This window comes from Pseudomonas sp. D3-10 (genome assembly GCF_051132175.1).
Classification (GTDB): Bacteria; Pseudomonadota; Gammaproteobacteria; order Pseudomonadales; family Pseudomonadaceae; genus Aquipseudomonas.
Map to the genome: position 1 here is coordinate 4,783,126 of NZ_CP071668.1, position 26,875 is coordinate 4,810,000.

At 59.8% G+C, this 26,875-nt stretch carries 21 protein-coding genes, 1 tRNA gene, 2 rRNA genes and 1 pseudogene (1 of these 25 cut by a window edge); 11 read left to right on the forward strand and 14 right to left on the reverse strand.

The window, feature by feature from the left end:
- Positions 1-170: 170 nt before the first annotated feature.
- Positions 171-2,228: a methyl-accepting chemotaxis protein gene (locus tag J3P90_RS21620; RefSeq protein ID WP_434609569.1), complete on the forward strand. Its 2,058-nt coding sequence runs from the start codon at positions 171-173 to the stop codon at positions 2,226-2,228.
- Between the two features lie 103 nt (positions 2,229-2,331).
- A tRNA-Met gene (locus tag J3P90_RS21625) sits at positions 2,332-2,408 on the forward strand.
- Between the two features lie 131 nt (positions 2,409-2,539).
- On the opposite strand, the gene J3P90_RS21630 is transcribed toward J3P90_RS21625, so the two are convergent.
- Both J3P90_RS21630 and J3P90_RS21635 read right to left on the reverse strand, forming a co-directional pair.
- Positions 2,540-3,865 carry an APC family permease gene (locus J3P90_RS21630; RefSeq protein ID WP_434675376.1) on the reverse strand — a complete coding sequence of 442 codons (1,326 nt, stop codon included), beginning with the start codon at positions 3,863-3,865 and terminating at the stop codon, positions 2,540-2,542.
- A gap of 148 nt (positions 3,866-4,013) precedes the next feature.
- Positions 4,014-4,835 (reverse strand): carbon-nitrogen hydrolase family protein, encoded by an 822-nt coding sequence (locus J3P90_RS21635; RefSeq protein ID WP_434562318.1) that lies wholly within the window; start codon positions 4,833-4,835, stop codon positions 4,014-4,016.
- Between the two features lie 123 nt (positions 4,836-4,958).
- On the opposite strand from J3P90_RS21635, the gene J3P90_RS21640 reads away from it, so the two are divergent.
- Together J3P90_RS21640 and ggt are read left to right on the forward strand one after the other, a co-directional pair.
- A complete protein-coding gene (locus J3P90_RS21640) occupies positions 4,959-5,759 on the forward strand; it encodes a helix-turn-helix transcriptional regulator (RefSeq protein ID WP_420764055.1) in 801 nt (266 codons plus the stop codon).
- A 107-nt stretch (positions 5,760-5,866) separates the two neighbouring features.
- Positions 5,867-7,711 carry a gamma-glutamyltransferase gene (gene ggt / locus J3P90_RS21645; RefSeq protein WP_434675377.1) on the forward strand — a complete coding sequence of 615 codons (1,845 nt, stop codon included), beginning with the start codon at positions 5,867-5,869 and terminating at the stop codon, positions 7,709-7,711.
- On the opposite strand, the gene J3P90_RS21650 is transcribed toward ggt, so the two are convergent.
- The 4 genes and pseudogenes from J3P90_RS21650 to J3P90_RS21665 form a co-directional block, all read right to left on the reverse strand.
- Positions 7,693-7,926, reverse strand: coding sequence for a helix-turn-helix domain-containing protein (locus J3P90_RS21650; protein ID WP_434562314.1), 234 nt, complete (start codon positions 7,924-7,926; stop codon positions 7,693-7,695). The genes ggt and J3P90_RS21650 overlap by 19 nt on opposite strands.
- 7 nt (positions 7,927-7,933) lie before the next feature.
- Complete coding sequence (locus J3P90_RS21655) at positions 7,934-8,452, reverse strand: DUF2975 domain-containing protein (RefSeq protein ID WP_434562312.1); 519 nt, start codon at positions 8,450-8,452, stop codon at positions 7,934-7,936.
- Between the two features lie 130 nt (positions 8,453-8,582).
- Complete coding sequence (locus J3P90_RS21660; RefSeq protein ID WP_434635653.1) at positions 8,583-9,014, reverse strand: methyl-accepting chemotaxis protein; 432 nt, start codon at positions 9,012-9,014, stop codon at positions 8,583-8,585.
- A gap of 156 nt (positions 9,015-9,170) precedes the next feature.
- Positions 9,171-9,899: pseudogene (locus tag J3P90_RS21665) on the reverse strand (PAS domain-containing protein); the annotation flags it as partial.
- 218 nt (positions 9,900-10,117) lie between these two features.
- Between J3P90_RS21665 and J3P90_RS21670 the strand changes: the two are divergent.
- The 3 genes from J3P90_RS21670 to J3P90_RS21680 all read left to right on the forward strand — a co-directional run bounded on the left by J3P90_RS21670 (position 10,118) and on the right by J3P90_RS21680 (position 13,512).
- Positions 10,118-11,536, forward strand: coding sequence for a short-chain fatty acid transporter (locus tag J3P90_RS21670; protein ID WP_420764051.1), 1,419 nt, complete (start codon positions 10,118-10,120; stop codon positions 11,534-11,536).
- Positions 11,537-11,646: 110 nt separating this feature from the next.
- On the forward strand, positions 11,647-12,807 hold the full coding sequence (locus J3P90_RS21675; RefSeq protein ID WP_420764050.1) for a hypothetical protein: 1,161 nt from the start codon (positions 11,647-11,649) through the stop codon (positions 12,805-12,807).
- A 177-nt stretch (positions 12,808-12,984) separates the two neighbouring features.
- The gene (locus J3P90_RS21680; protein ID WP_434675378.1) at positions 12,985-13,512 is read left to right on the forward strand and encodes a lysine methyltransferase; all 528 of its coding nucleotides are present in this window, start codon (positions 12,985-12,987) and stop codon (positions 13,510-13,512) included.
- 9 nt (positions 13,513-13,521) lie between these two features.
- On the opposite strand, the gene can is transcribed toward J3P90_RS21680, so the two are convergent.
- Entirely contained in the window at positions 13,522-14,166 is a 645-nt protein-coding gene (can, locus tag J3P90_RS21685; protein WP_039594546.1) for a carbonate dehydratase, read from the reverse strand.
- A gap of 133 nt (positions 14,167-14,299) precedes the next feature.
- Between can and J3P90_RS21690 the strand changes: the two genes are divergently transcribed.
- Complete coding sequence (locus tag J3P90_RS21690) at positions 14,300-14,704, forward strand: serine kinase/phosphatase (RefSeq protein ID WP_434562306.1); 405 nt, start codon at positions 14,300-14,302, stop codon at positions 14,702-14,704.
- Between the two features lie 106 nt (positions 14,705-14,810).
- Here the strand turns inward: J3P90_RS21690 and rimI are convergent, their stop codons facing one another.
- Complete coding sequence (rimI, locus tag J3P90_RS21695) at positions 14,811-15,263, reverse strand: ribosomal protein S18-alanine N-acetyltransferase (protein WP_420764047.1); 453 nt, start codon at positions 15,261-15,263, stop codon at positions 14,811-14,813.
- Positions 15,256-16,041, reverse strand: a complete 786-nt coding sequence (locus J3P90_RS21700; protein WP_434609561.1) for an energy transducer TonB — start codon at positions 16,039-16,041, stop codon at positions 15,256-15,258. The genes rimI and J3P90_RS21700 overlap by 8 nt, the downstream gene beginning before the upstream one ends.
- 181 nt (positions 16,042-16,222) lie before the next feature.
- Here J3P90_RS21700 and mksB point away from each other — a divergent pair, with 181 nt between their 5' ends.
- The 3 genes from mksB to mksF are packed head-to-tail and all read left to right on the forward strand — an operon-like array spanning position 16,223 to position 21,037.
- Entirely contained in the window at positions 16,223-17,503 is a 1,281-nt protein-coding gene (gene mksB / locus J3P90_RS21705) for an Mks condensin complex protein MksB (protein WP_434562302.1), read from the forward strand.
- Positions 17,493-18,200: an Mks condensin complex protein MksE gene (gene mksE, locus J3P90_RS21710; protein WP_181289764.1), complete on the forward strand. Its 708-nt coding sequence runs from the start codon at positions 17,493-17,495 to the stop codon at positions 18,198-18,200. The genes mksB and mksE overlap by 11 nt, the downstream gene beginning before the upstream one ends.
- Positions 18,197-21,037: an Mks condensin complex protein MksF gene (gene mksF / locus J3P90_RS21715; protein ID WP_434609553.1), complete on the forward strand. Its 2,841-nt coding sequence runs from the start codon at positions 18,197-18,199 to the stop codon at positions 21,035-21,037. Before mksE ends, mksF begins: the two co-directional genes overlap by 4 nt.
- Positions 21,038-21,154: 117 nt before the next feature.
- On the opposite strand, the gene J3P90_RS21720 is transcribed toward mksF, so the two are convergent.
- The 5 genes from J3P90_RS21720 to J3P90_RS21740 all read right to left on the reverse strand — a co-directional run.
- Entirely contained in the window at positions 21,155-23,458 is a 2,304-nt protein-coding gene (locus J3P90_RS21720; protein WP_434675379.1) for an MlaD family protein, read from the reverse strand.
- Positions 23,451-24,074 carry a paraquat-inducible protein A gene (locus tag J3P90_RS21725; protein WP_434562296.1) on the reverse strand — a complete coding sequence of 208 codons (624 nt, stop codon included), beginning with the start codon at positions 24,072-24,074 and terminating at the stop codon, positions 23,451-23,453. Before J3P90_RS21725 ends, J3P90_RS21720 begins: the two co-directional genes overlap by 8 nt.
- Positions 24,061-24,720 (reverse strand): paraquat-inducible protein A, encoded by a 660-nt coding sequence (locus J3P90_RS21730; RefSeq protein WP_434675380.1) that lies wholly within the window; start codon positions 24,718-24,720, stop codon positions 24,061-24,063. Before J3P90_RS21730 ends, J3P90_RS21725 begins: the two co-directional genes overlap by 14 nt.
- Before the next feature lie 150 nt (positions 24,721-24,870).
- Positions 24,871-24,986 (reverse strand): 5S ribosomal RNA (rrf, locus tag J3P90_RS21735).
- Positions 24,987-25,140: 154 nt separating this feature from the next.
- Positions 25,141-26,875, reverse strand: a 23S ribosomal RNA gene (locus J3P90_RS21740) (it continues 1,157 nt past the right edge of the window).

The following is a 26,875-nucleotide window of genomic DNA, read 5'->3' on the forward strand; positions in this document are numbered from 1 at the left end:
CTTACGACGCGGCCCCTTACAAAGGGGACCGAGAATGGGAAGTTTCGCTACAGAGCAGGCCTACAGAGCCGGCCTGGACAAGCTTTCGAGGCCTTTTGAAAGAGCACCCGTTTCGGCACTTGTGTAAAAACGCACAAAAAAAGTGCAAGGGTGTTCAGGGGAGTATGGGCATGCAGGCTTTTCTATCACCGGGCATCCGGTTGCTGGGGCATTTTGGTTTCGCCCGTAAATTCCAGTTGTTGTTCCTTTTGTTCATCCTGCCGCTCATGGGCAGCCTGTGGCTCATCGGCCAGGACTACCGGGACAAACTCAACCTGATTTCCGGAGAGCGCGCCGGCGTACGCCAGTTGCTCGCCCTGGATAACCTGGACAACCTGCTCGCCGCCCAGCGTAATCGCGCGGCGCGCTGGCGGGCCACGGAGACCAATCGACAACCCACCCCTGCGACGATCGCCGCCATGGCCGCGTTCGATGCGGTGCAACCGGAGCTCAACCAGGTCGCCAACGATCTTGGCGCGACCTTGCAGGCCGAGGGCGTCGAAGCCGACACCCTCGCCCGCTACCAGGCCTTGCAGACCAGCCTCAACGGCCTGGATTCCAAGAGCCTGGGCGCCGTGGGTTGGTGGCCGGATGGCTATGATCGTTTCACCGCTGCCCTCAGCGCATTGCAAGCGTTGCGCGAACAGATGGTCATGGACAATCGCCTGACGCTCGCCTCCTGGCTGGAAACCTACCTGCTCACCCAGATTTCGACCCAGCAGACACCCGAGCTGATCGAACGTGTCGGCCGCCTGGCCAGCGTTGGCCAGGCCTCGGTGGTGTCAGGCCAATTCACTTTGCAGAGCCGCCTGCAACTGCGTGACTTGCGCAGCCGCATCGGCGACGCCCGGGATCAGTTGGTCAAGACCGGTGCGTTGCTGGAGACACGCTTGCCCAGCGAATTGCAATCCTGGGCCGGACAGTTCCAGGGCAGCCTCAAGCACTTGGACGCCGGCTTGAAAGTCTTGGATGACGGCGTGTTCGGTGGCTCCATCAATCTCAAGCCGGAAGCGTTCGAGAAACACATGGACGCCCTTCTTCGGGACCTGGCGACCCTGCGACAACAATCGCTGGTCGCACTGGACACGCGGCTGGACCATTACCACGGCTCTGCGATCCGCCAGTTCACCTTGGTCGCCACGGTGCTTGGCTGCCTATTGCTGGCGGCGCTGTACCTGTTCGTCTGCTTGCAAGCCTCTATCCGCCGCAGCGCCAGTGGCATAACCCTACTGGCCGAAGCCCTGCGTGACGGCAACCTGAGCCTCCAGGTACCCGTGCAAGGACGCGACGAGCTGGCAGCTATCAGCACCGCGCTCAATGTCGCCGTGGTGCAGTTGCGCACCAGCCTGCTGGGCGTGGATCACGAAACGCTGCAACTGAGCGACGCCGTGCGCACCCTCAATACACACTCCAGCGGCGCCTTGGGCGAAGTCGAGGCTCAGCAGATGCAAATCAGCCAGATCGCCGCCGCCGCGACGCAACTGGCCGCAACTTCCCAAGGCGTCGCGAAAAGTTGCGAACAGGCGTCAGACAGCGCGCAACAGACCCGTCGCATCGCCGCCGACAGCAGCCGCGACAGCCAGCGCACCACGGCGAGCATTCAGCAGCTCAACCAGCGGCTCAACGAAACCGCTGCCGCCTTGGGCCGGGTCAGCGAGCAGGGCCAACAGATCCAGCTGGTGGTCGATACCATTCGCGGCGTGGCCGAGCAGACCAATCTCCTGGCGCTCAACGCCGCCATCGAAGCCGCCCGCGCCGGTGAACAAGGCCGGGGCTTTGCGGTGGTGGCCGATGAAGTGCGCAGCCTGTCGCAACGTACCCAGTCCTCCACCCAACAGATCGCCGGCACCGTCGACAGCCTGCGCGCCACGGTCAACGAAGCCGTCAGCCTGATGGAAGCGGCCTGCGGCCAGGCCCAGACCGACGCGCAAGCCGTGACCGGCCTTGGCGAGCGTCTGGGGGAAATTGCCAGCGCCGTACAGAGCGTCACCGATACCCTGGCGCAAATCGCCACCGCGGTGGATGAGCAGGCCAGCACAGCCGACGAGGTCAGCGGCAATATCCAGCAGGTCGATCAAGCGGCCATGCGCCTGCTGGAAGGCGCCCGCGCGGTGAACGTGGCGGCGGACACCTTGAGCCAAGGCAGCCAGGCCTTGAGCGCGAACACAGGGAGATTTCAGCTCAGTTGACGCACATTGGCGACGAGGATGGTTAAGCGGTTGAAAGTGCAGAGAAATATTTTGGATTTACGCTTGACACATCTTCGTTACCAGCGAATAATGCGCGCCACTTGGCTACATAGCTCAGTTGGTTAGAGCATAGCATTCATAATGCTGGGGTCCGGGGTTCAAGTCCCTGTGTAGCCACCAAGTCCTGTTCAAAGATGTTCCTGAATGTCTTTGAACAACAAGAAGCCCGCCTAGTGCGGGCTTTCTTGTTTCTGGGTATATCTCCCTGAATGCCCCCGCAAGATTCAGCTATTCCCACGGGGCGTAGTGATTTATGTGGCTTCCTGGAAGTCCATCTCCGGTGGCTGGCGACGAAAACCTCCCGTCAGCATCGCCAGATACACCACGCCAATCGCCAGCCAGCTCAGGCCAAGGTAGATCGCCAAGTGATCGAGGCTGACCATCAGCCATACATCAGCCGCCAGACCAACGAACGGGAACAGCAGGAACAGCACGAATTCACGCGGCCCTTTCTTCTGCGCGCCGATCCAGTAGTGAAAAATCACCGACAGGTTCACCAGGCTGAATGCCAGGAACGCGCCGAAATTGATGAACGAGGTTGAGGTGGTGACGTCCAGTTTCAGCGCCAGCAACGCGACCACAGCGCACAAGAGAATGCTGTTGACCGGCGTACCGAAGCGTTCATGCAAGGCGCCAAAGAACGATTTCGGCAGTACACCATCTCGGCCCATGGCGAACAACAGCCGGGAGCCGCTGGCCTGAGCCGACAGCCCCGACGCGAATTGGCCAACGATCAGGCCGATCAGGAAGATCGATACGAACAGGTCGCCACCGATATTGCGGGCAATTTCATAGGCCGCCGCGTCGACACTGTCGAACTGGGACGACGGATGGGCGATCTGCACGAAGTACGACACGCTGACGAAGATCAATCCGCCGACCAGGGTAATCAGCATGATCGCTCGTGGAATGGTACGGCGCGGATCGCGGGTTTCTTCGGTCAGGGTACTGACCGCGTCGAACCCCAGGAATGAATAACAGGCGATGGCTGCGCCGCTCATGATCAATGGCATCTGCATGTCACCGTTAAAAAAGGGCTCGACCGACCATAACGGTGTGCTCGCATCCCCGCCGACATAATGAACGCACAACGCAACGAAGGCGATCAGCACCAGGAATTGCACCAGCATCAACAGCGCGTTGATGCCGTTGGCCAGTTTCAGACCGACGATGTTGATCGCACTTGTGATGCCAATGAAGACCAGCACCCAGAGCCACTGCGGCACGGTCGGGAATGCGGAATGAAGGTAGGCCGCGCCGATCAGCCAGATGGCCATGGGCAAGAAAAGGTAGTCGAGCAATACCGCCCAACCGGCGATGAAACCGAGTTTCGGGCTGATCGCCTTGCGGACATAGCTGTAGGCCGAACCGGCGACAGGGAACGCCGCGGCCATTCGGCCGTAGCTCATCGCGGTGAAGAACATCGCCACCAGTGCTGCCAGGTAAGCGGCGGGGACCATGCCGGAGGTGGATTGAGCGAGAATACCGAAAGTGCCAAGGACAATGATCGGTGTCATATAGGCGATGCCGAACAGCACCACCGACCCCAATGACAGGGTGCGTTGCAAATGAGCCATGAGTGACTACTCCGAATTATTAGATTTATGGCAGAGCCGAGTTCGGCGCAATTTCGGGTGTTAGGTTCTTGTTCTGTTTTTTTTCAACGCAAACGTGTTGCTTGTCAGGGCCTCTTCGCGGGCAAGCCCTGACGACACAGATTCAGGATCAACGCGAAGGAATCAACAGCTCTCGCAATCCATAGGGATGCTCGACAATCTCTCCTGGCATCTTCAGCCGCTGATCATCGAGGTAGCGATAATCACGCCGCGCCGCCGTCAGTTGGTTCAGGTCCAATTCCACCGCAAACTGCCCTTCTTCGCGCCCGGCCTCGAACAACAGCGTGCCCAGCGGGTCCACCAACGCACTGCCGCCTGCGAACACCAACCCGCCATCCCCTTCTTCCACCCGATTGACCATCAGCGCATACGCTTGGTTTTCCTGGGCGCGAGCCATGATCGCGGTGCGGTGAGTCGGCCCGTAGGGGTCCATGTTGCCGTTGGTGACGATCAGCAGTTCGGCCCCCAGTTGCGCCAGGGCTCGGGCGGTTTCCGGGAACTCGATGTCGTAGCAGATCAGCAGACCGACGCGCACACCGTTCCACTCACACGTGGCGTAACGGTCGCCGGCCTCGAACACACCGCGGTCCGACGCCCAGAGGTGGGTCTTGCGATACTTCAGCGCGATGCCCTGCGGGGTGATCAGCAGCGTGGTGTTGTAGAAGCGGCCACGGTCGTTTTCGGCCACGCCTATGACCACGGCAATGTTGTGCTCCCGGGCCGCAGCAAGCACCGCGCTGACAGTCGGGCCATCCAATGGCTCAGCGGTTTCTGCCACTGTCTCAAGCGATGGGAAGCCCATCAGGTGCGTTTCGGGAAATACGATCAACTGCGTATCGGCCGCACAGGCGGCAATCGCCTGAAGGGCGCGTTCGAGGTTATAGGCCGTGTCGTTATCACGGCCCGCCAACTGGGCGAGTTCGACTTTCATGGGTATTCCTTGTTCTAACCAGGCGGGCTGAAAGATTGCCCGGTCGGTGTCTGTGCGCCAGTATGCGCAGCAGGCCCACGGCGGGAAATCACGCCGCTGGGGTAACCCGATAGGGGTAGAGGCATGACACTTTCGTTAGACGACATTGCGTGGCACCGCTCGGTTGGGCAACTGATCGACGCCTTGGACAAGCCTAATTTCTGGACGCAGCTGGTCCGTTTGCTCGATCAATACGTACCTTTCGACAGCTGGGTGGCACTACTTTTCAGCGCCGACCAGCGCCCGCAGGTATTCGCAGAGTGCCCGGGTGCGGACGGCAGTCCGGATCAATTGTTCCAGGATTATCTGCGCGGCCTGTATCTGCTCGATCCGTTCTACATCGCCTGTCGCGAGCAGTCGCGCACCGGGCTGTATCGCCTGTCGGAAGTCGCACCGGAACATTTCGAGTTGACCGAGTACTACCAGCGTTACTTCCGCCTGAATGTGGTGTCCGATGAGGTCCAATTCAATTGCCAGCTCGAAGGCGACCGCACGCTTTGCCTGTCGCTGGGCAGCAAGCAGCGGTTCAGTGGCGAGCAGACTGCCTTGCTGTCACTCATCCAGCCCTGGGTGCTCGGCCTGTTGCGCCAGCGCCTGCCTTACGAAATCAACGAAGTGGTGGCCCTTGCACCAGCACCGCCGCAAGCCGATTGGCGCGTGCAGCTGGAAGCGTCAGTCCAGCAGCTCAAAGGCGCGCAATTGACCGCACGGGAGCTGGATGTCGGGCGCTTAATGCTCAGCGGTTGCTCCAGCAAGGAAATCGCCCGCAAGCTGGAAATTTCCGCCGAAACCGTAAAAGTCCATAAAAAACATATGTACAGCAAACTGGGGATCAAGTCCCAGTCCGAGCTGTTTTCTATTTTTCTCCAGGCGCAGAACGCCTGACGTCTTGTGGGGGCGAAGCCGAATCGCCGCCCCCCGTCGATTTGCGCCCCACGCCTCGTATCGCTACAGTCGATCTCAATATCCTTGGCCCATGGACGGAGCGACACGTGCTTTCAGATCTCAAATCGAATCTTCATCGCCTGTCAGCCGTTTCCCTGCTGGCTGTCGCCTTGGCACTCGTCGCCTGCAAGGCTCCGCCCTCCTCCACGTCCGCTTCTGCCTTGCCCACGGCTCCGGAAATCGCTTCCGGCTACCGCACCGATCTACAGACACGTAATGCCGACAAACACATGGCCGCCGCGGCAAACCCGCTTGCCGCGCAAGCCGGCCGGGAAATGCTCCGGCGCGGCGGGTCGGCCATCGACGCGGCAATTGCCATGCAGGCAGTGCTGACGTTGGTGGAGCCGCAGTCTTCCGGCATCGGCGGAGGTGCGTTCATTGTGTTATGGGACGGCAAGGCGGTGCGTACCTACGACGGCCGCGAAACGGCGCCGGCCGGTGCTACCGAAAAACTCTTCATCCAGGCCGACGGCAAACCGATGCCGTTTACCGCCGCGCAGATCGGCGGCCGCTCCGTGGGTACACCGGGCGTGTTGCGTGCCCTGGAGCTGGCCCATCGCAAACATGGCCGCCTGAAGTGGGCGACACTGTTCGAGCCGGCAATTGTATTGGCGGAACAGGGGTTCAGGATTTCGCCTCGACTTCACTCGATGATTGCCGCCGATGCCTCTTTACCCGGCTCCCCCGACATGGCCGCCTATTTCCTGAATGCCGACGGCAGCCCCAAGGCAGTGGGCACCCTGCTTAAAAATCCGGCACTGGCGGGCGTCCTCAAGCGTATTGCCAACGAAGGCCCCAATGCTTTGTACGAAGGGCCCGTTGCTGAAGAAATTGTCGCCAAGGTCCAAAGCCACGCCAATCCGGGCAGTCTGTCGTTGAGCGACCTCAAAGGTTACGCCGCCCGCGAGCGCGCGCCGTTGTGCACCGACTACAAACGCTGGCAAGTCTGTGGCATGGCGCCGCCCTCCTCCGGCGGGATTGCCGTGGCGCAGATCCTCGGGACATTGGAGAACCTGGAACAGCGCGACGGCCTAACCGCCCTCGCGGCATTGAAACCGATCAAATCCACGAACCCCGCTGGTATCGAGCCTTTGCCCGAAGCCGTGCACATGATTTCCGAGGCTGAGCGCCTGGCCTACGCTGACCGCGCCCTCTACGTTGCCGATCAGGATTTTGTCCCCGTGCCAGTCAAAGGTCTGGTCGACCCCACGTATCTGGCGAGCCGCGCAAGCCTCATCGGCCCTCGCAGCATGGGCGTTGCCAAGCCGGGAACACCACCGGGCATCCAGATGGCCTTCGCGCCGGATCGCTCGCCCCTGCGAATTTCCACCTCGCAAGTAGTGGCCGTGGATGACCAGGGCGGCGCCGTGTCGATGACGACCACGGTGGAGTCAGCGTTTGGTTCGCACTTGATGGTGCAGGGATTCATGCTCAACAACCAGATGACTGACTTTTCCTTCATACCCGAAGAGAACGGGCGCAAAGTCGCCAACCGCGTCGAGCCCGGCAAACGCCCGCGATCGTCCATGGCTCCGACCCTGATCTTTGATCGCCAGAGCGGCGAATGGCTGGCCGCGGTTGGTTCCCCAGGTGGATCACAGATCATTGAATACGTCGCCAAGTCCGTCATCGGCCTGCTGGATTGGGACCTGGACCCGCAAGCCGCCATCAATCTTCCCAACTTCGGCAGCCGCAATGGCCCCACCGAACTGGAACAGGGGCAATTCAGCCCGGCGTTGGTCCAGGCGTTGAAAGACAAAGGCCACACAGTGGGCGAAATCGACATGACCAGCGGCACCCAGGCGATCATCCGGGTGCGTGATGGCCAAGGGAAATCCTCGCTGGCTGGCGGGGCGGATCCAAGGCGCGAAGGTCAAGCGCTGGGCGACTGATCGGATTCGCTTCGCGGCTGGTAAACCAGCAGGTCGGCCGGCTGACAGTGCAGATAGTCACAGATAGCTTCCAGGGTCGCCAAACGTATGCCCTTGACCTTTCCCTGCTTCAACAGGGAAAGGTTGGCCTCGGTGATGCCAATGGCGGCGGCAAGATCCTTGGACTTGACCTTGCGCATCGCCAGCATCACATCAAGTTGAATCACGATAGGCATGGGTATCTCAAACGAAAGTTCGGTTTTCTGAATCGACTTCAGCGGCTTGGGACAATATCCGGGCAATGATCGCAATGCACGCCGCCAGAAACAAAGCGACGAAGGACGGCGCGGTGATGCTCAAGCTCAGCAATCGCTGGCCAACGGGCGCATTGATGGTGAGCAGCAGGCTCAACAAAGGTTCGCACAGGAAATCCAGCAGCACCCACAATGCCACCGCGCGGCCGGCCTTGCCCAGTGCAATGGCGGCTTCGCCGGAGAAATACTGCCCCTGCGCATAGCGCTTGAAGAGCTGTCGCAGATTGACCAGCCCGACTGTCAGCGCCAGCAGAGGGATACTCGATAAGAAGATCGCGCCGAGGCTCTGCCAACCAGTCAACAAGGTCGCCTCCCCTGACAGGCTGGACAACTGACGCTGAGTCAACGCAAAGCCCAGGCCGTACTGCGACTCGATATCAGGAAACACCCAGACCAGGGCATTGATGGCCATCATGGCCGCAATGAATATCAGCGTGATGGCAGCCATGCGTTGACTATAAACAGCTAGGCGATTCGAACCCATGTGAGGCTCCAACAGAACGAAAGGAGCCCAGAACATAGCCTTAAAATTATCGAGATACGATAATTAATTTGTAAAAAACAACAATAAACCGCCCTTATGTTGATAACTGATTGGCAAACTGGCTCACCGCGTCCACGACTTTCTTCGCGCCGTCCTGGATCTCGACGATTACCGTTCCCGCCTCGGCCGCCAAGGCCAGGCCCTGTTCAGCCTGGTGTTGGCCGTCGGTCATCAGCGCCACGGCATTGCGAGCCATGTCCTGGTTCTGGCGAACGACGCCGACGATCTCATCGGTTGCCTGGCTGGTACGCGACGCCAGTTGCCGGACCTCATCGGCCACCACCGCAAATCCGCGCCCTTGTTCACCGGCCCGGGCAGCCTCGATTGCGGCGTTGAGCGCCAGCAGGTTGGTCTGTTCGGCGATGCCGCTGATGGTCTTGACGATGGTTCCGATGACCAGCGACTGTTCGTTCAGTGCCTCGATACCCTGGCCAGCGGTCTGCATATGCCGGGCCAGGTCGCGCATCACGTCCACGGCCTGGGTCACGACGGTGGTGCCGCGCTGGGCGCTGTTATCGGTTTGCAGGGAAGTGCTGTAGGCGATGTTGGCGGCCGCGGCAACGGCTTTTTCCTGCTTGACCTGGTCGGTGATGTTGGTGGCGAACTTGACGATCTTGTACAGGCGATCGTTGGCATCGACCACCGGATTATAGGAAGCTTCCAGCCACACCTCGCGACCGCTGCTGTCGATACGCTTGAAGCGCCCGGCAACGAACTCGCCGCTGTTCAAACGCTTCCAGAAATGCTGGTAGGTCGCGCTGTTGTATTGCTCAGGCTCGCAAAACGTACGGTGATGCTTGCCCTTGATCTGCGCGAGGCTGTAACCCATCGCATTGAGGAAACGGTCATTGGCCGTCAATACATGGCCACCCAGGTCGAACTCGATTACCGCCGTCGAATGCACCAGGGCACTTATCAGGTTCTCATGCTCGCGGGAGTTTTCGATGGTGCGAGTGAGGTCGTTGGAGTACATCGAAAAAGAACGAATTCGCCCCTCGGCATTGCGTATGGGCTGGAGGATCGAGCGCAGCCAGGCCTCTTTGCCGTCGCCCCGCATCAGGCGCACGGCGCCGGAAAAATGCTCGCCACGGGTCAGCGCGGTCTTGAAGCGCGCCTGGAATTCATTGGACTTCAGGTAAGCCGGTACCAGTTCCTCGACAGAACGGCCAATCAGGTCTTGGCTCTTGTAACGCATGTCATCGAGAAAGTTCTGGTTGACCGACTGTATCCTCCCCTCAGCATCGAGGGTCAAACCGAGCATTTCGCGATCAAGGCTCTCTTTTATCTGCATGAGACTGGAGAGTTCTTGGCGAAGAGCGAGCAGCTCCTGCTTCAAGCGATTGTTGAACATGGCAAGCTCCGGCAGGCAGGAGAATTACTGCTGTTCCTTGCCATCGGCCCAAGGATTTTTTTCTGAAGAGCGCCGGTGTTCGGTCTGAAAAAAATCACGTCGTACTCCGAACGCCGGTCCGTCTCCCACGGTCATTGGAATGTTCCAATATTGGCGCCCGACCGCCGATGCTTCGTCGCTCCAGATACCGATAATCATAAAAACCCGAGGTGATTGCCGTGACCACTGACATTGAAGACAGCCGTTCCGCCCGCTTCGCGCTGCGCTGTTCCAGTTTTGCCGAGCGCTGGTTCCCCGACTCCTGGGTCTTTGCCGCGCTGGCGGTGCTGGTGGTCGCGCTGGCGACGCAGCTCATTGGCGCCACGCCCACTGCCGCAGCCATGGCTTTCGGCGATGGGTTCTGGAGCCTGATTCCCTTCACCATGCAAATGGCGTTCGTGGTGATTGGCGGTTATGTAGTGGCCAGCTCGCCTCCAGCCGTCAAGCTGATCGACCGCCTGGCGCGCATTCCCAGCAATGGCCGCTCCGCGGTGGCGTGGGTGGCCGTGATTTCCATGGTCGCATCGCTGCTCAACTGGGGGCTGTCGCTGGTGTTCGGCGGCCTGCTGGTGCGTGCCCTCGCCCGGCGCGCGGACTTGAAGATGGATTATCGCGCCGCTGGCGCTGCCGCTTACCTGGGCCTGGGCGCGGTGTGGGCGCTGGGGTTGTCTTCTTCGGCCGCGCAATTGCAAGCCAACCCGGCCAGCCTGCCGCCATCGATCCTGTCGATTACCGGCGTCATCCCTTTCACCCAGACGATTTTCCTCTGGCAGTCCGGTGTGATGCTGCTGGCGCTGATCGTGATCTCGGTGATCATCGCGTATGCCACCGCGCCGGGCCCCAACAGCGCCCGTGACGCCGCCGCCTGCGGGATCGACCCCAGTTTCAGCATGCCGGCGCTGCAACCGCGCACCCGCCCCGGGGAATGGCTGGAGCACAGCCCGCTGTTGACCATTGCATTGGTGCTGCTCGCCGCTGGTTGGCTGTTCCATGAGTTTTCGACCAAGCCGGCCATCAGCGCCATTTCCGGGCTCAACACCTATAACTTTCTGTTCATTATGTTGGGCGCCTTGCTCCACTGGCGGCCACGCAGTTTTCTCGATGCCGTGGCCCGCGCCGTGCCAACCACCACCGGCGTGCTGATCCAGTTCCCGTTGTACGGATCGATTGCCGCACTGTTGACCACCGTCAAGGGCAGCGATGCGCAGACGCTGGCACACCATATCTCGACCTTTTTCGTACAGATCGCTTCCCATGACACCTACGCCCTGTTGATGGGCGTCTACTCGGCGGTGCTGGGCTTTTTCATTCCTTCCGGCGGCGGTAAGTGGATCATCGAAGCGCCCTATGTCATGCAGGTGGCCAACGACCTGAACTACCACTTGGGCTGGGCCGTGCAGATCTATAACGCCGCCGAAGCACTGCCGAACCTGATCAACCCGTTCTACATGCTGCCGTTGCTGGGCGTTCTCGGGTTGAAAGCGCGGGACTTGATCGGATTCTCTTTCGTGCAGTTGCTGGTTCACACGCCGCTGGTATTGGTGCTGCTGTGGGCCCTGGGGACCACGCTGACCTACCTGCCGCCAGTAATGCCATAAAGCCATAAAAAAGGGCCGATTTTTCCATCGGCCCACTTCTTCTTCGGCTCCGTCTGTTTCAGTATGGATACACCCTGTTTCCAAGGGCCCACGCTGAAAAGGATCTGAGCATGTTCAAACTCGCCGTACTTCCTCTCGCCGCCTTGGCCTTGAGCGCCACCGCCCAAGCCGCCGACATCGGTGTCAACCTTGGCAGCACCGAACGCGTCACCCGCCTCTTCGCTTACCCCAACAACTGCAATGTCATCTGTTTTCGCAACTGGACACTCGAGCAGACCGTCGAGCATTATTTGACGCAAAGCGTCCAGCGCGACGGCTACGACGCGGCCAAAGTCGAGGTCAAAAGCGACAACGGCACCGTCTACGCCAACATCAGTGGCGTGCCGAAGAGTTATGGCCAACCGTTGGCCGCCTTGCTCAACGCCGGCGACCTCGCCTATAACGGCGCCACGAAACTCAACAACGATAAAAAATGGGCCTACAACTGGTACCTGTTCCTGCCCCTGGGCATGGCGCTGGAGAACCGCAAGAGCGTCGAGCTGCTGCACTTCCCGCCGGATTATTCGCTGACCCAGGCCCAGGATTATCTGGAGTCGGCCACCACCGACCGCTGGGCCACGCTGCTGACCGCCAACGGCATCGCCGCCGGGGACACGCCTGCTTACCAGACCATCATCGACATCGCGCCCATTGCGGCGCCGTCCAATGCGGGCAGTACACTCGCCGGCCTGTATAGCTATTTCAACGATTACCAGACCACCATGGTCAAGGAAGTCACTCGGAACGCCAGCGGGGCGTCGCTGCCGATGGTGGCTTTCGGAGCGCCCGTCCGGGACTGGATCAAGACCCAATACGGCCAGACCGTGGCGGTACTCGGCCTGGCGACCATCGAGCCTGCGCCGGGGGCCAAGGTTCCGGTGCTGGGCTCCAACCACCCCAGCTACATCTGGTACGCAGCCGATCCGGACAGTTATGACGGCGACCAGGCCAAGGCCGATGCCGCGGGCTTGAAAGTCATGGGCCAGGACCTGAGCGCTGCATGCTGGCAGGCCGGAATGGGCAGCAAGCCAGGTACCGACCCGAGCGCATTGCTGAGCCAATGCACCCAGACGTGGCAGGTCACGCAAAAAGAGCAGACTTGCGAGCTGTTCTATACCTCGGTTCGCAAGCTGAGCGAGGTGGACGCAGACAAGAAGTGCGAAACACCACCGGTCAAATCGCAACTGCAGCAGTTGAAAGTGCCCATGCCATTACCCGCCGAAGCCGTATAAACCCTGACGAGCCTTTCCTGTGTAAGCCTGCGCTCACACGGGAAAGCGCTTATGGCACCTGTCAGAGTCGACAGTAGATACGCATCACGGCTTGGAGGAAGCTATCGGAGTTTTTAACCGCCGCCGGCTGGAGGCCAGCGCTGAAAAGTCGAGTGTCCAGCACCGACAAGGACGGTCATGATCGAATTCATCGACAATTGCGTCGATTCAAAGACCCGGGACTGCATCTATCCGGGAAAACAATTCAGCCCTCGCCAGGGCTATCCCTCGGTGCGCGATTTTGAAGTGCGCCAGACCAACGCCGGTCGCGGCAATGGGATCATCGCCCGCAAGCCATTCGCCCCCATGACGCGGATGTGCAGGGTATCGGGGCTGCTGATCAGCCGCCGACGCCTGCACACATTGCCGCTTCTGCCGGATGTCCACATGTACGACCCACACTTCGCCGGATTGCTGCTGCACTCCTGCAATCCCAATGTCTTCCTGGACATGAGCGAATTGTGGCTGTGGTCCCTGACGGATATCCGTGAAGGCGACCGCCTGGCGATGGACTACGCCAGTACTGAACGCAAGTTGTATCGGCAATTCGCCTGCCGGTGCGGTTCATCCAACTGCCACGGCTGGATTACTGGCTATGACGAATCGCCGAATGAGCGAGGAATGGAATTTTTGCGGCACTGGCGGCGCCGTTGTCATCGCGACTAGAGGTTGCCCTCAGGGCGCGTCGACCGGACGTAGTCGATACTGCGGCGGCAGTTGCTCAAAGCCGCTGATCGTGGTGTCCAGGCTTTTCCAGCGCCCGTCCTTGATGCCGTAGATGCAGCCATGAATCGACAACTTCTGCCCACGGTGCCAGGCGTTCTGCACGATGCTGGTGTGGCCCACGTTCGCCACTTGCTGGATCACGTTGAGCTCGCACAAACGGTCCACGCGTTCTTCTTCGGTGGGGAGCTTGGCCAAGGCATCGCGATGCTCGTAATACAGATCGCGAATCGAGCGCAGCCAGCCGTCGATCAGGCCCAGTTGGCGGTCCTGCATCGAAGCACGCACGCCGCCGCAGCCGTAGTGACCCGTCACCAGGATGTGCTTGACCTTAAGCACGTCGACTGCGTATTGGATGACCGAAAGGCAATTCAGGTCAGTGTGCAGTACGACGTTGGCGACATTGCGGTGCACGAACAGATCACCCGGCAACATGCCAACGATTTCGTTGGCCGGTACCCGCGCATCGGAGCAGCCGATCCACAGGTATTCAGGGGTCTGCTGACGAGCCAGCTTGGCGAAGAAGTCAGGATCCTCCTGCTTGATCGCATCGGCCCAGCGCGCGTTGTTATCAATCAGATCTTGTAATTCATTCATGCTGTCCAGCCTCGATAGAGAGTGCCCAACTGTGACAGACGACCGCCGGTCGAGGTCACGTCGGCGATGCATTGGAATTCCTGGCCCCACAGTCGGTCGACTCTTAGTAAGGCCCACAGTATGAGGAATTGCCATGAATGATTCACGACGTCCCTACGATGCGGTGCAACCGGAACCCATCGACGACAACGAAGACCGCATGGGCTCGATGCGTGAGCTGGAATTCGATGACGATGAATACGACGCCAGGATCGGCGATGAATTGCCGGAGGAAGAACGCGAGCAACTGATGCCGGATGAACGCGTGCGTGAAGCGGGCATGACAGGGGCCTCGATGGAAGACCGCCAGCCGACCGATGATGACATGAGCCCCGAAACCTTGATCCACGAAGACGGTGCCCGGGACGCCCGCGAGGCCGGCGAGGATGAGCAGGCCGATTGGGACCTGAGCATCGTTGGAGAAAACGATATAGGTGGAGGCGACGGGTTGGACGAAGCGGAAATGGCCGATATCGATCCGCTCGACGGCAAGCGCTGACCGGTAACGCCACCGCTCCCACAGTGGTTTTGTGCTCTCAGGTTCTGGGAACGCCCATTGTCCCTGTGGGAGCGGGCCTGCTCGCGATGACCGCAGACCGGTCGATTCAATCCACCAGCGTACACACCATGACCACCGCATCCTCGCGCCCACCCACGGCAGGGTAATAGTCGCGGCGCCGCCCAACCTCGTTGAAGCCATAGCGCTCATACAGTCGGAACGCCGTGCGATTGCTGTCGCGCACTTCCAGGAAGCACTCACGCGCCTCGGCCTTGTAGGCAATCGACATGAGGTGTTCCAACAGCCGCAGGCCTAAGCCCCGCCCTTGGTTTTCCGGTTTGACGGTGATGTTAAGCAGGTGCGCCTCATCCAGGATGATCTGCACCACCCCATGGCCGACTTGCTGCTGGCCTTCGAACATCAGCCAGATCTGGTATTTGCCCAGCCCATCAAGAAATATCCCGCGGGTCCACGGGTGGCTATAGGCCGCGTATTCAATCTTCAGCACAGCGTCGAGGTCCGCCTCGGTCATCGGGCGGAACGATACAGCGTCACTCATTCGATTCTTTCCAGCGCGCCATCAGCCGGCGCATGGCTTGCCAGACTTCAGCCTTGCGCTGTGGCGTTTCCATTAACGATTCAAGCCCCGGCAACGCCCAGGCAGAGCCCAGGCCTTCGACCTGCAATTCACGGTAGAACGCGTCGAAGTCCGCCTCGCCAGCGAATTTCACCGCGGGCAGGCCAACCAGCCACAAGCACACACACGGTTCGTCTTCGAGCCGCGCCGAGACGAATCCCTGGACGAAATCCCGAGCCGCCTCGGGCCCCTGATCCATCGTGCCCCGCGACAACAACGGCCAGCGCACCGGTTCGCCAATGATCTGTGGGCTGTCCGGCAGGCCAGCGGCGCGCAGCATGTCTTTGAGCAACAGGTAAGCGGGATCGCGGCTTTGGAATGGCTCGCCTGTGGGTAACTCCACCAGCAACAGGCAACGCCCGGCCCGCAGCAATTGCAGGGCGAAGCGCGGCGGCGGCACATGGGCGACCTTGATCGGGGCCGGCGCTACGTCGGCCTCTTCTACCGGTTTGGCATTCGTACGGGTCGAGGCCAGGCTCGGACGCGGGACTTCGATTTTCGGCCGTTCAGCGGCAGGCGCAACCGGTTCGGCGGCAGCCTTGGCTACGGGCGCTGCGTGAGGCGGCGCGATTTCCACCGGCTCCGGCGTTTCCAACAGCTCAGGCCGCGATGGCGCGGCAAAGGGCAATTCGGTACGCGGCAGCCAATTGACCACCTGCATGGCGGTCAGATAAGCGCGGCGACGGGACTCGATAAGCAAAGGTCGGCCACTTGGGGATAACTGAAAGTGGCAGCGATTCTACCGCCCTTCGGCGCGGACCGCTTCCCTGTCGGTGGATTAGTTGATCAATACGCGACGACAGTCCGTCTCGGGGGTGAATCGCAACCGGCCCGATGCAGTACAATCGCCGCTTTTAATTGCCAACCCGACGGCCATTGCGATGATCGAACCCAAGCGCGTCTTGCGCGCCCTCGCTGAACACTGGGCATTGCTGGAACCTTTGTGTGAGCATTTCGACCAGGGCACCCTGAGCCTCAACGAATTGCGTTCACAGCTGGCCGCCCAACAATTGGACAGCACGCCCCAGGACATCACCCATCTGCTGGACGTGTGGATCCGCCTGGACATCCTCGTACCGGTCGCGAAAAGCCCGAACCGCTTCGAGCTCAACGCCCAGATCCACGATTTCCTCGCCTACCTGCGCCGCGAACACCGCTTGGGCCTGTGCCTGGAAATCGAAGCCTACCTGCGCCACCTCGAGCGTCTGGCCGGCTATATCCAGGACGCCTTCGATGTGCGCGACGGCAACGACCTCGCCCGCCAGTTGCGCCTACTGGACATGCGCGTGCGCGACGTTCTCAAGAAGCTCGCCAACGACGAACAGGCGCTGGTCGCCGTCGCCGAACGGGCCAAGACCAGCGACCGGCAGATCCCGCTGCGCCAGCGCTACGCCGAAGTGCTGGCGACCTGGGACGAATACGTCGAGCCGATGATCCAGTTGGTGAACGCCGACGGCGCGTTCGAGCAAGGTGTGCGCAAGGTCGAGAATGTATTGCTGCGCATGCTCACCGAACAGCAGCGCCTCGGTCACCTGGTGGACGACGACATGCTGCTGCGCACTCACGCGCGAATCCTGGAGATGCAGACCAGCGCCCAGCTGACCCTGCGCCATGCGCGTGAGCTGCTGCTGCCGCTGCGCGAAGAGGCCCGCCGCCACAACGCCGTGACTCGTGGCGCAGCCCTGGCCCTGGCCGCCATTCGCCGTAAAGGTCTCGATGCCGTGCCGCAAGCGGCGATGCCGCTGTTCACCCGACCGCAAAGCACCTTCCTGGGCAGCGCCAGCCAGGTCGAAGCCTACGTGTATGCACTGGCCCGCTTCGAACCAAAACCGGCGCGGTTCCCCAAGTCTCACAAGACCCACAAGGGCGGCGATGCGCCGCGTGCGCCACGCACCGTGCGCGAGATGGTCGAGCGTTGCGAAGATGCCCTGCCGATGCCGGACCTGATGACGTGGCTGCTGGAGCAGGAACCGGACGGCGCCACCGACGAATTGCTGTACTGGTTCTCGCGCCTGTCGCGGGAAAAACGCTTCAAGCGCGAGCGTCTGGAACGCCGCGACTACCATACTCACGAGCATCAGGTCAGCCTGCGCTCCTTCGCCCTGCTCTCGGCCGGCGACACCGCCGCCGAGGATTCTGCGAGCATCCCCCATGCATCTTGATCTATCCGAACTGTCCCAGCTGGCGCCGATCTTCCGCGAGCTGTTCAAGGGTTATCACGTCAGCCGCCGCGACCCGGAGCTGTACGCCCAATTATCGAACTTCCAGGATCAATACCGCACGCTGTTCAAGGCCCTGGGCTTCGAGCTGGTGTGCGATACCCGCGGGTTCTATTACTTCGTGCCAGACCTGGCCGCCGCGGCAGTGAACAAGACCGCCCAGCGCCTGGCCCTGTTTACCTTCATCCTCGTCGAGCACCTGGCCGACCAGGGCCGCGACCCGATCGCCGTGCTCGACGGTGGCAGCCTGGGCCGTGATGAGCTGCCTTCGCTGCTGGAGAAATACCGCGACCTGTTCATCCAGGCCGAAGTGCAGACCCAGGAAGAGTTGGAAGAAAAAATCATGCGCCGCATGACCCAACTGGGTTTCGCCAGCGAAGAGAACGGCGTGTACCGCTTCCTGCCGCCAATGCATCGCTTCCTCGACGTCTGCCTGTCGGTCCAGCAGGACCGCGACCTGGCCGCCAGCCTGCACAGCGTGTTGCCGCTGCCAGCGCCGGTGCTGATCGACGAAGACAGCGACGAAAAACTGCTTCAGACCGATGACCCGCTGGACCTCAGTGAATTCGACGGTGAAGAAGAAAGCGAAGAAGACGCACTGGCCCGCGCCATTGCCGAAGAACAGGAGACCGACGCATGAGCAAGGAACGCTACGGCATCCGCCGCTTTGCCCTTTTGAACACCGCCGGCTACAGCCTCGGCCTGTTCCCCCTGGAGGAACCGCTGTCGGTGTACGGCGCGAACAACCTGGGTAAATCCGCCTCGATCAACGCCCTTCAGTTTCCGATCCTGGCGCGCATGTCGGACATGAGTTTCGGCAAGTACAGCCTGGAACAATCCCGGCGCTTCTACTTTGCCTCCGACACCAGCTACATTCTGGTGGAAGTCGCCCTGCCCCACGGCCCACACGTGATTGGCGTGGTAGGTCGCGGCCCTGGCGGCGGTTTCGGCCACCAGTTCTTTGCCTATGCCGGCAAACTGGACCTGGCTCATTACCAGAAAAACGACACCTGCCTGCGGCAGAAAGAACTGTTCACCAACCTGGAGCGCGAGGGCCTGAAAGCCTACGAACTCAAGCCGGATGAACTGCGTCGCCTGCTGGTGGGCGGCCACACTTCGATTCCGCTGGACCTGACGCTGATTCCGCTTCGCTCCACCAGCGAGCAAAGCCTCAAGACCTTCCGCGCGTTGTTCATCAACCTGCTGCACATGCGTGAAATCACCGCGGCCAAGCTCAAACAACTTTTCCTCGATGCGTTCGAGCACAGCCTGCGCTCCGGCAGCGTGGACTACATCGCGGCGTGCGAAGAAGCCTTCCGCGACGTACGACGCATGGAGCAGGACTACAACTCACTCGTGGCGGCCGGTCCGCTGGTGGAAGCCTTGGCCAATGGCGTGAAGCAGCGCGATGTCCTGCGGGGCAAACTGCATCGGCTCTCGCCGCTGCTCGACTCGCTGCTGGGCACCTGGTCGGATTACGCCAGTGCACGCAAGGAAGAGCTGACCATCCAAGCCGAGCATTACCGCAACGAGCAGGATTCGCTGCAGAACGACCAACGCGGCGGCACTCAGGAGCTGATGCGCCTGGAGCGGGAAATCAGCGGCATCCAGCGTTGGCTAGGCGAGCTGTCGGTGCTCAAGCATCGCTTTGCCCTGGTGGATGACGCCAAGGTCCTGGAGCAGCAACTGCTCGCCGCCAAGGACGCTCACGACGAACTGGCCGGCGCCCTGGCCCAGTCCCGTCAATTCAGCGCCGAAGACCTGGAAGAGCGCCTGCGGGACCTGGAAAAACGCCTCAAGTCGGTCAAGCAGCAACTCGACCACGCCGACAACAACAGCTACGCCCGCCTGCGCGAAGAGTTCTCCCAGCAGGACGTGGAACGCCTGATGCGCTTGTTCAACAGCGCCCTGTTCAGCCTGCCGTTGGGCGAACATGGCATCGCGCTGGATGAGAACGGCGAGTGGGTCAAGTCCATGGAGCTGATCCTCGACGGGTTCAAGGGCGAGCGGTTCGAAGTGCCGGGCCTGTCCATCGACCTGTCCCACATCGAGCCGCCGGCCCTGCAAGCCCTGGCCGACCGTGCCGCGCTGCGGGATCAGAAAGAGCGTCTGGAAAAAGAACTCAAGCAGCTCAAGACCCAGCAAGCCGTGGCCGCCGACCGCGCCGCAAGCAAGACCCAGACCGAGGCGCTGTACCAACAAGTGCTGGATGCACAGAAAGCCCTGGAAGACTTCCGTCGCACCCAGACCTTGAGTGCCGAAGAGGGCGAGAAGCTCGAGCAACTGGCGCAGATGGAAGCCGCCCAGGATGAGCTCAAGCGCTCCAGCGATGCCTTCACCGAGCGCGTCCAGCAGTTGTCCGCCAAGTTGCAACTGGTGGGCCGGCAGATCGCCGACATGGAAGCCAAGCAGCGCACCCTCGACGACGCCCTGCGCCGTCGCCAGTTGCTGCCGGCGGACCTGCCGTTCGGTACGCCATTCATGGACCCGGTCGACGATTCCATGGACAACCTGCTGCCACTGCTCAACGACTACCAGGACAGCTGGCAAGGGCTGCTGCGGGTTGACGGTCAGATCGAGGCCTTGTATGCCCAGGTACGCCTCAAGGGCGTGGCCAAGTTCGACAGCGAAGACGACATGGAGCGGCGCCTGCAACTGCTGATCAACGCCTATGCCCACCGCACCGACGAGGCCCTGACCCTGGGCAAGGCGCGCCGCGCGGCCGTCACAGACATTGCCCGAACCCTGCGCAACATCCGCAGCGACTACGACAGCCTCGAGCATCAACTGGCGCTGTTCAACCGCGAGATCAACAAGCGTCAGGTGTCCAACCTGCAGAGCTTCCGTATCGTCCTGGCGCCGAACAAGGAAGCGCTCAAGCACATCGACCAGATCATCCACAGCGCCGGCCAGTACGAGGAAGGCGAGACGCTGTCGGTGTTCGACCTCAGCCAGAGCGCCGAGCAGGACAACAAGAACGAAGAAGCCAAGGAGTACCTGGCACGACTGGTGGCGGCGAACCACAACCAGCTCGGCCTCAAGGACCTGTTCGAACTGGCATTCGAGATCACCAAGGTCAATGGCCAGCCGGTGATCCACACCGACATCGACGGCGCGGCGTCCAACGGCACTACCATGACCATCAAGGCGCTGACCAACATGTACTTGTTGCTGCACCTGATGGACCGTGAACAGGCCGGCCGCGTGCGCCTGCCGTACTACCTGGACGAAGCGGCGGACATCGACGAGAAGAACCAGGCCGCACTGCTGGAAACCAGTCTGCAATTGGGCTTCGTGCCGATCCTGGCGAGCGTGAAGCCACAGGTCTGCGCCAGTGTCGCCATCGACCTGGAGGGCGGCAGCGGCCCGAACGGCATCTACATCGATGAGGCGGACTGGAAATACATTCGTCGCCATGATGCCGTGAAGGCCACGATAAACGTCCAGGCCGATGAACCGGAGCTGGATTCGGTTTGAGGTGATCATCTGGATGTGAAAAAGGCCGCGATCCAATGGATCGCGGCCTTTTTTGTTATCGCATACTCAGCGGTGAGGGAGTTTGCTCCCTCGCCACGGGTGTTGCATCCGATAAGCTTACTTGGCGAGACTGATCTTCGGCGCCCAGGTCAGCCATTCATCTTCAAACTTGTCGAACAGCGGGAAGGTTTGCTCCGGGCGTGCCGGGGTGCCCATCCGCTCGCCGTCTGGCGTTGCGAATGCGATACCGCCCTGGATCAAGGTTTCAAGCGACTCGGTTCGCACCGTCGCGCCCTTGAACAGGCCGAAGTCCAGGCCGAAGCCGCTGCTGTTCCAGAAACGTGTACCGCTGCGCACCAGTGGCGCGTATTTAGGCTCGATCAGGATGTGAATCAGCACCCGGTCCGCCGTCTGGCCCAACTCGTAGGCTGTGACTTTACCCACGGTCACTTCGCGGTAGGTCACCGGCACGCCAATCTTCAACGAACCACGTCGGGCGGCACTCAACACCAGGCTCAAGCCAGCTTCGGGAACAACACTTTCGGGTGGTTCGGCCAAGGCCACGAAGTTTTTCTGCGGCCCCAGGTTCTTCGTCGCGGGCTGCACTTCGATGTACTGGCCGGTCACCAGGGTTTCCAGATTCGATGTCTTCATCAGTCCCAATTCAGGCTTGACCACCCAGAACTGAGTCCCTGTGCGGGCGATACGCTCGGGCACTTCGGTGATACGTGCGGTGACCAGCACCGACTGCATATCGGCGCTCAGGTCGACGTCCTCAATCTTGCCCACATCCAACCCCTTGAACCGGATCGGCGTGCCGCTGCGCAAACCGTCGGCACGATCGACCTTGATCGTCACGACAGTGCCTCGTTGCTGCGCGGTTTCACGATCTTCGTGCAAACGGAACCGGGGGATGCGCCGTTTCAGCGGCACGTTCGGCTCAGGAGTTTCGAAAGCGATCCCCCCGGCCATCAAGCTTTGCAGGGACTCGCTCTTGACCTGTATCCCGCCGGTCAAGCCGCCCGTGAGGGTAACGCCACTGGCATTCCAGAACCGCGTGGAGCCGTTGACCAGCCCTTCGTATTCCTTCTCGATATGCACTCCGATGATCAGTTGCTTCTTCTTGCGGGAAAACTGGTAGCTCTGCACCGATCCGACCTTGACCTGTTTGTAGAGGATCGGGCTACCGACCTCCAGCGACCCGAGATTTTCGGTCAGCAAGACCAGATGCAGCCCGGGTGAACGAAGGTCCAACGGCGGCGCCTTCGCCCTGGCCTCGAACTCGCGCTGCGGCGCTCCGCCTTTGTCGCCAGGGCGCACGGCGATGTAGTTACCCTTCACCAACGCCTCCAGGCCCGTGATGCCCGCCAGGGAAATCGATGGTTTGACGACCCAGAACTGAGCGCCGGCGACCAGGTAATCTTCCGCCAACGGATCGAGCGTCAACTCGGCGCTGGCGCTGGACAGGTCCGGATCGACTTTCAACGTCTTCAGGCTACCGACCTGGATGCCCTTGTACATCACTGGCGTACGGCCAGCCTGCAATCCCTCGAAATCACTGAGCTTGACCTTGACGCGAATCCCGGCGGCGGCTGCCTCGAAATCTTCATACAGGCGAAATGGCAGGCTTGGATCCGTCGGAGGGCTGTCCTTGCGGTTTTCCGGAGTAGCAAACGCGATGCCGCCCGCCACGATACTGGCCAGCGACTCGCTGCGTACTTTGACGCCTGACAAATTGGCATCGATGCTGATGCCGCTGGCATTCCAGAAGCGCGTGTGCTTGCGGACCAGGCTGGCATAAGTCGGCTCGATAAAGACCTTGATCTCTACTGCGCGTTGATCTTCGGATAGTGAGTAACTTTTCACCTGGCCAACTTGGATCTGTTTGTAGAAAACCGGACTGCCACGGTCCAGAGACCCCAGTCGATCGGCCTTGATCGTCAAGTGCAGGCCAGGCTTGGCGTCAGACAGCGGGGGCTCTTCGGCCAAGGCCTTGAACTTGCGAGTCGACTCGCCTTCCCCCGGGCTGATGGCGACGTAATTACCGGAAACCAACGTCTCCAACCCGGTAATCCCTGCCAGGCTCACACTTGGTTTGACCAGCCAGAAACGTGTGCCGGTCTTGAGATATTGCTCGACTTCCTTGTTCATCTCGATGGTCGCAATGACCCCCTTCGAATTCCCTTCATCATCAAGCGTGAGGTCCTTCACCTTACCGACCGTCATGCCTTTGTAGACGACCTCTGTCTTGTTGACCTGGATGCCCTCACCGCTTTCAAAACGCACGTTGATCTCAATACCGGTCTCGTTATAAGCGCGCCAGCCAAGCCAGCCGCCAATAATCAAGGCAATCAACGGCAGGACCCAGATGGCCGACCAATTTGAAGCCGGTCGGGTTTTAGCAGTAGGCAAATCAGTCATGGTCGTCATCCGACTCCGTGTTATCCCAAATCAGTCGGGGATCGAAGGTTACTGCGGCAATCATTGTAAGGATCACCACGCTGGCAAACGCGATGGCGCCAAGACCGGCTTCGACACTGGCAAGCCGGCCGAAATTCACCACCGCCACCAGAATGGCGATTACAAAAATATCCAGCATCGACCAGCGGCCGATAAACTCAATGAAGCGATACATCAGGATGCGCTGGCGCGCCGACATGGGTTGGTGACGTTGCACGGAAAACAGCAGCAATGCGATACCGACCAACTTGAAGGTGGGGACTACGATACTGGCAATGAATACCACCGCTGCAATGGGAATCATGCCGTGTTGAACCAGCTCGATAACACCCGCCATGATGGTGCTGGGCGCGCCCTGGCCGAGCGAGTTGATGGTCATGATTGGCAGTACGTTGGCAGGGATATAGATAATCGCTGCCGTGATCAGCAGTGCCCAGGTCCGCATCAAGCTGTTGGGACGCCGAGGGTGAATACGAGCGCCACAACGAGTGCAGACTTGCTTCTGGGCGGCGTCGTCCTGCCGATTCAATTCATGACATTCAGTGCAAACCAAAATGCCCGCATCAATTGCTCGCATGGACGTCTTCCCCTGACAACGCGTGCCAGATCTGGTGCGGTGACATCACCACTTCCAGCCAGACCTGAACCAGTAACAAGCTGATAAAGCACACCAGGCCCAACCCCACGGTAATCGCCGCCATGTCCGCAAGTTTGACGATGGCAACCAGTACGCCCATGAGATAAACCTCGAGCATCCCCCAATCCCTTAGATGATGATAAATGCGATACCACAACAAGCCGTAACTTCTTCCAATGTTCCAGCGGATGGTCAGCAGTACAGCCAATTGGCAAAGCAACTTGAGCAACGGAATGCCCATGCTGCATAGAAATACCACCACCGATACACCTTGCATTCCGGTGCCGAACAGACCGACCACGCCACTCCAGACGGTGTCTTGGGCGGATTGTCCGAGCAGATTGAGCTGCATGATGGGTAAAAAGTTCGCGGGTACATACAACAGCAGAGCGGCGACAACCAGGGCAAGGCTGCGATCAATCACATTGTGCCGGTGGGCGTAGAGCTCGTATCCACAGCGCGGGCACTCGGCTTTCTCACCATTGGCCAACTGAGGCTTGCGCATCAACAGGTCACACTCATGACACGCTACCAGATCGTCCAGGGGTAGATCTGACAACCTATCAATGTCTGACGGATCGGGCATAAACAGCTCTGGGCTCAACTAAGGTGCGGCTATTCTAGTGCTGCGGCTCAAAAATAACTGTGCAAATTTAACATGAGCCGTCGCGGATTTTTATGACGAGCAAAAACAAAACCCCTACCTGCGTCAGCAGATAGGGGTTTCGGAATTTAATCTTGACGATGACCTACTCTCACATGGGGAAACCCCACACTACCATCGGCGATGCATCGTTTCACTTCTGAGTTCGGGATGGGATCAGGTGGTTCCAATGCTCTATGGTCGTCAAGAAATTCGGTAGCCAGCGCGTGCCTTACGGTCACGTTCCAGCGAATGGGTATGTGATAGCGTGTTGCTTGTGAGTATCTCGAACTTTCGGTTCGTTTCGTCTTCACAACACCGCAATCTGGCCTCTTTCGAGTCTACAAATTGCTTGGGTGTTATATGGTCAAGCCTCACGGGCAATTAGTACAGGTTAGCTCAACGCCTCACAGCGCTTACACACCCTGCCTATCAACGTCGTAGTCTTCGACGGCCCTTCAGGGAGCTCAAGGCTCCAGTGAGATCTCATCTTGAGGCAAGTTTCCCGCTTAGATGCTTTCAGCGGTTATCTTTTCCGAACATAGCTACCCGGCAATGCCACTGGCGTGACAACCGGAACACCAGAGGTTCGTCCACTCCGGTCCTCTCGTACTAGGAGCAGCCCCTCTCAAATCTCAAACGTCCACGGCAGATAGGGACCGAACTGTCTCACGACGTTCTAAACCCAGCTCGCGTACCACTTTAAATGGCGAACAGCCATACCCTTGGGACCGGCTTCAGCCCCAGGATGTGATGAGCCGACATCGAGGTGCCAAACACCGCCGTCGATATGAACTCTTGGGCGGTATCAGCCTGTTATCCCCGGAGTACCTTTTATCCGTTGAGCGATGGCCCTTCCATACAGAACCACCGGATCACTAAGACCTACTTTCGTACCTGCTCGACGTGTCTGTCTCGCAGTCAAGCGCGCTTTTGCCTTTATACTCTACGACCGATTTCCGACCGGTCTGAGCGCACCTTCGTACTCCTCCGTTACTCTTTAGGAGGAGACCGCCCCAGTCAAACTACCCACCATACACTGTCCTCGATCCGGATAACGGACCTGAGTTAGAACCTCAAAGTTGCCAGGGTGGTATTTCAAGGATGGCTCCACGCAGACTGGCGTCCACGCTTCAAAGCCTCCCACCTATCCTACACAAGCAAATTCAAAGTCCAGTGCAAAGCTATAGTAAAGGTTCACGGGGTCTTTCCGTCTAGCCGCGGATACACTGCATCTTCACAGCGATTTCAATTTCACTGAGTCTCGGGTGGAGACAGCGCCGCCATCGTTACGCCATTCGTGCAGGTCGGAACTTACCCGACAAGGAATTTCGCTACCTTAGGACCGTTATAGTTACGGCCGCCGTTTACCGGGGCTTCGATCAAGAGCTTCGCGTTAGCTAACCCCATCAATTAACCTTCCGGCACCGGGCAGGCGTCACACCCTATACGTCCACTTTCGTGTTTGCAGAGTGCTGTGTTTTTAATAAACAGTCGCAGCGGCCTGGTATCTTCGACCGGCGTGGGCTTACGCAGCAAGTGCTTCACCCTCACCGGCGCACCTTCTCCCGAAGTTACGGTGCCATTTTGCCTAGTTCCTTCACCCGAGTTCTCTCAAGCGCCTTGGTATTCTCTACCCAACCACCTGTGTCGGTTTGGGGTACGGTTCCTGGTTACCTGAAGCTTAGAAGCTTTTCTTGGAAGCATGGCATCAACCACTTCGTCACCCAAAGGGTAACTCGTCATCAGCTCTCGGCCTTGAGATCCCGGATTTACCTAAGATCTCAGCCTACCACCTTAAACTTGGACAACCAACGCCAAGCTGGCCTAGCCTTCTCCGTCCCTCCATCGCAATAACCAGAAGTACAGGAATATTAACCTGTTTTCCATCGACTACGCTTTTCAGCCTCGCCTTAGGGACCGACTAACCCTGCGTCGATTAACGTTGCGCAGGAAACCTTGGTCTTTCGGCGTGGGTGTTTTTCACACCCATTGTCGTTACTCATGTCAGCATTCGCACTTCTGATACCTCCAGCAAGCTTCTCAACTCACCTTCACAGGCTTACAGAACGCTCCTCTACCGCATCACTTACGTGAT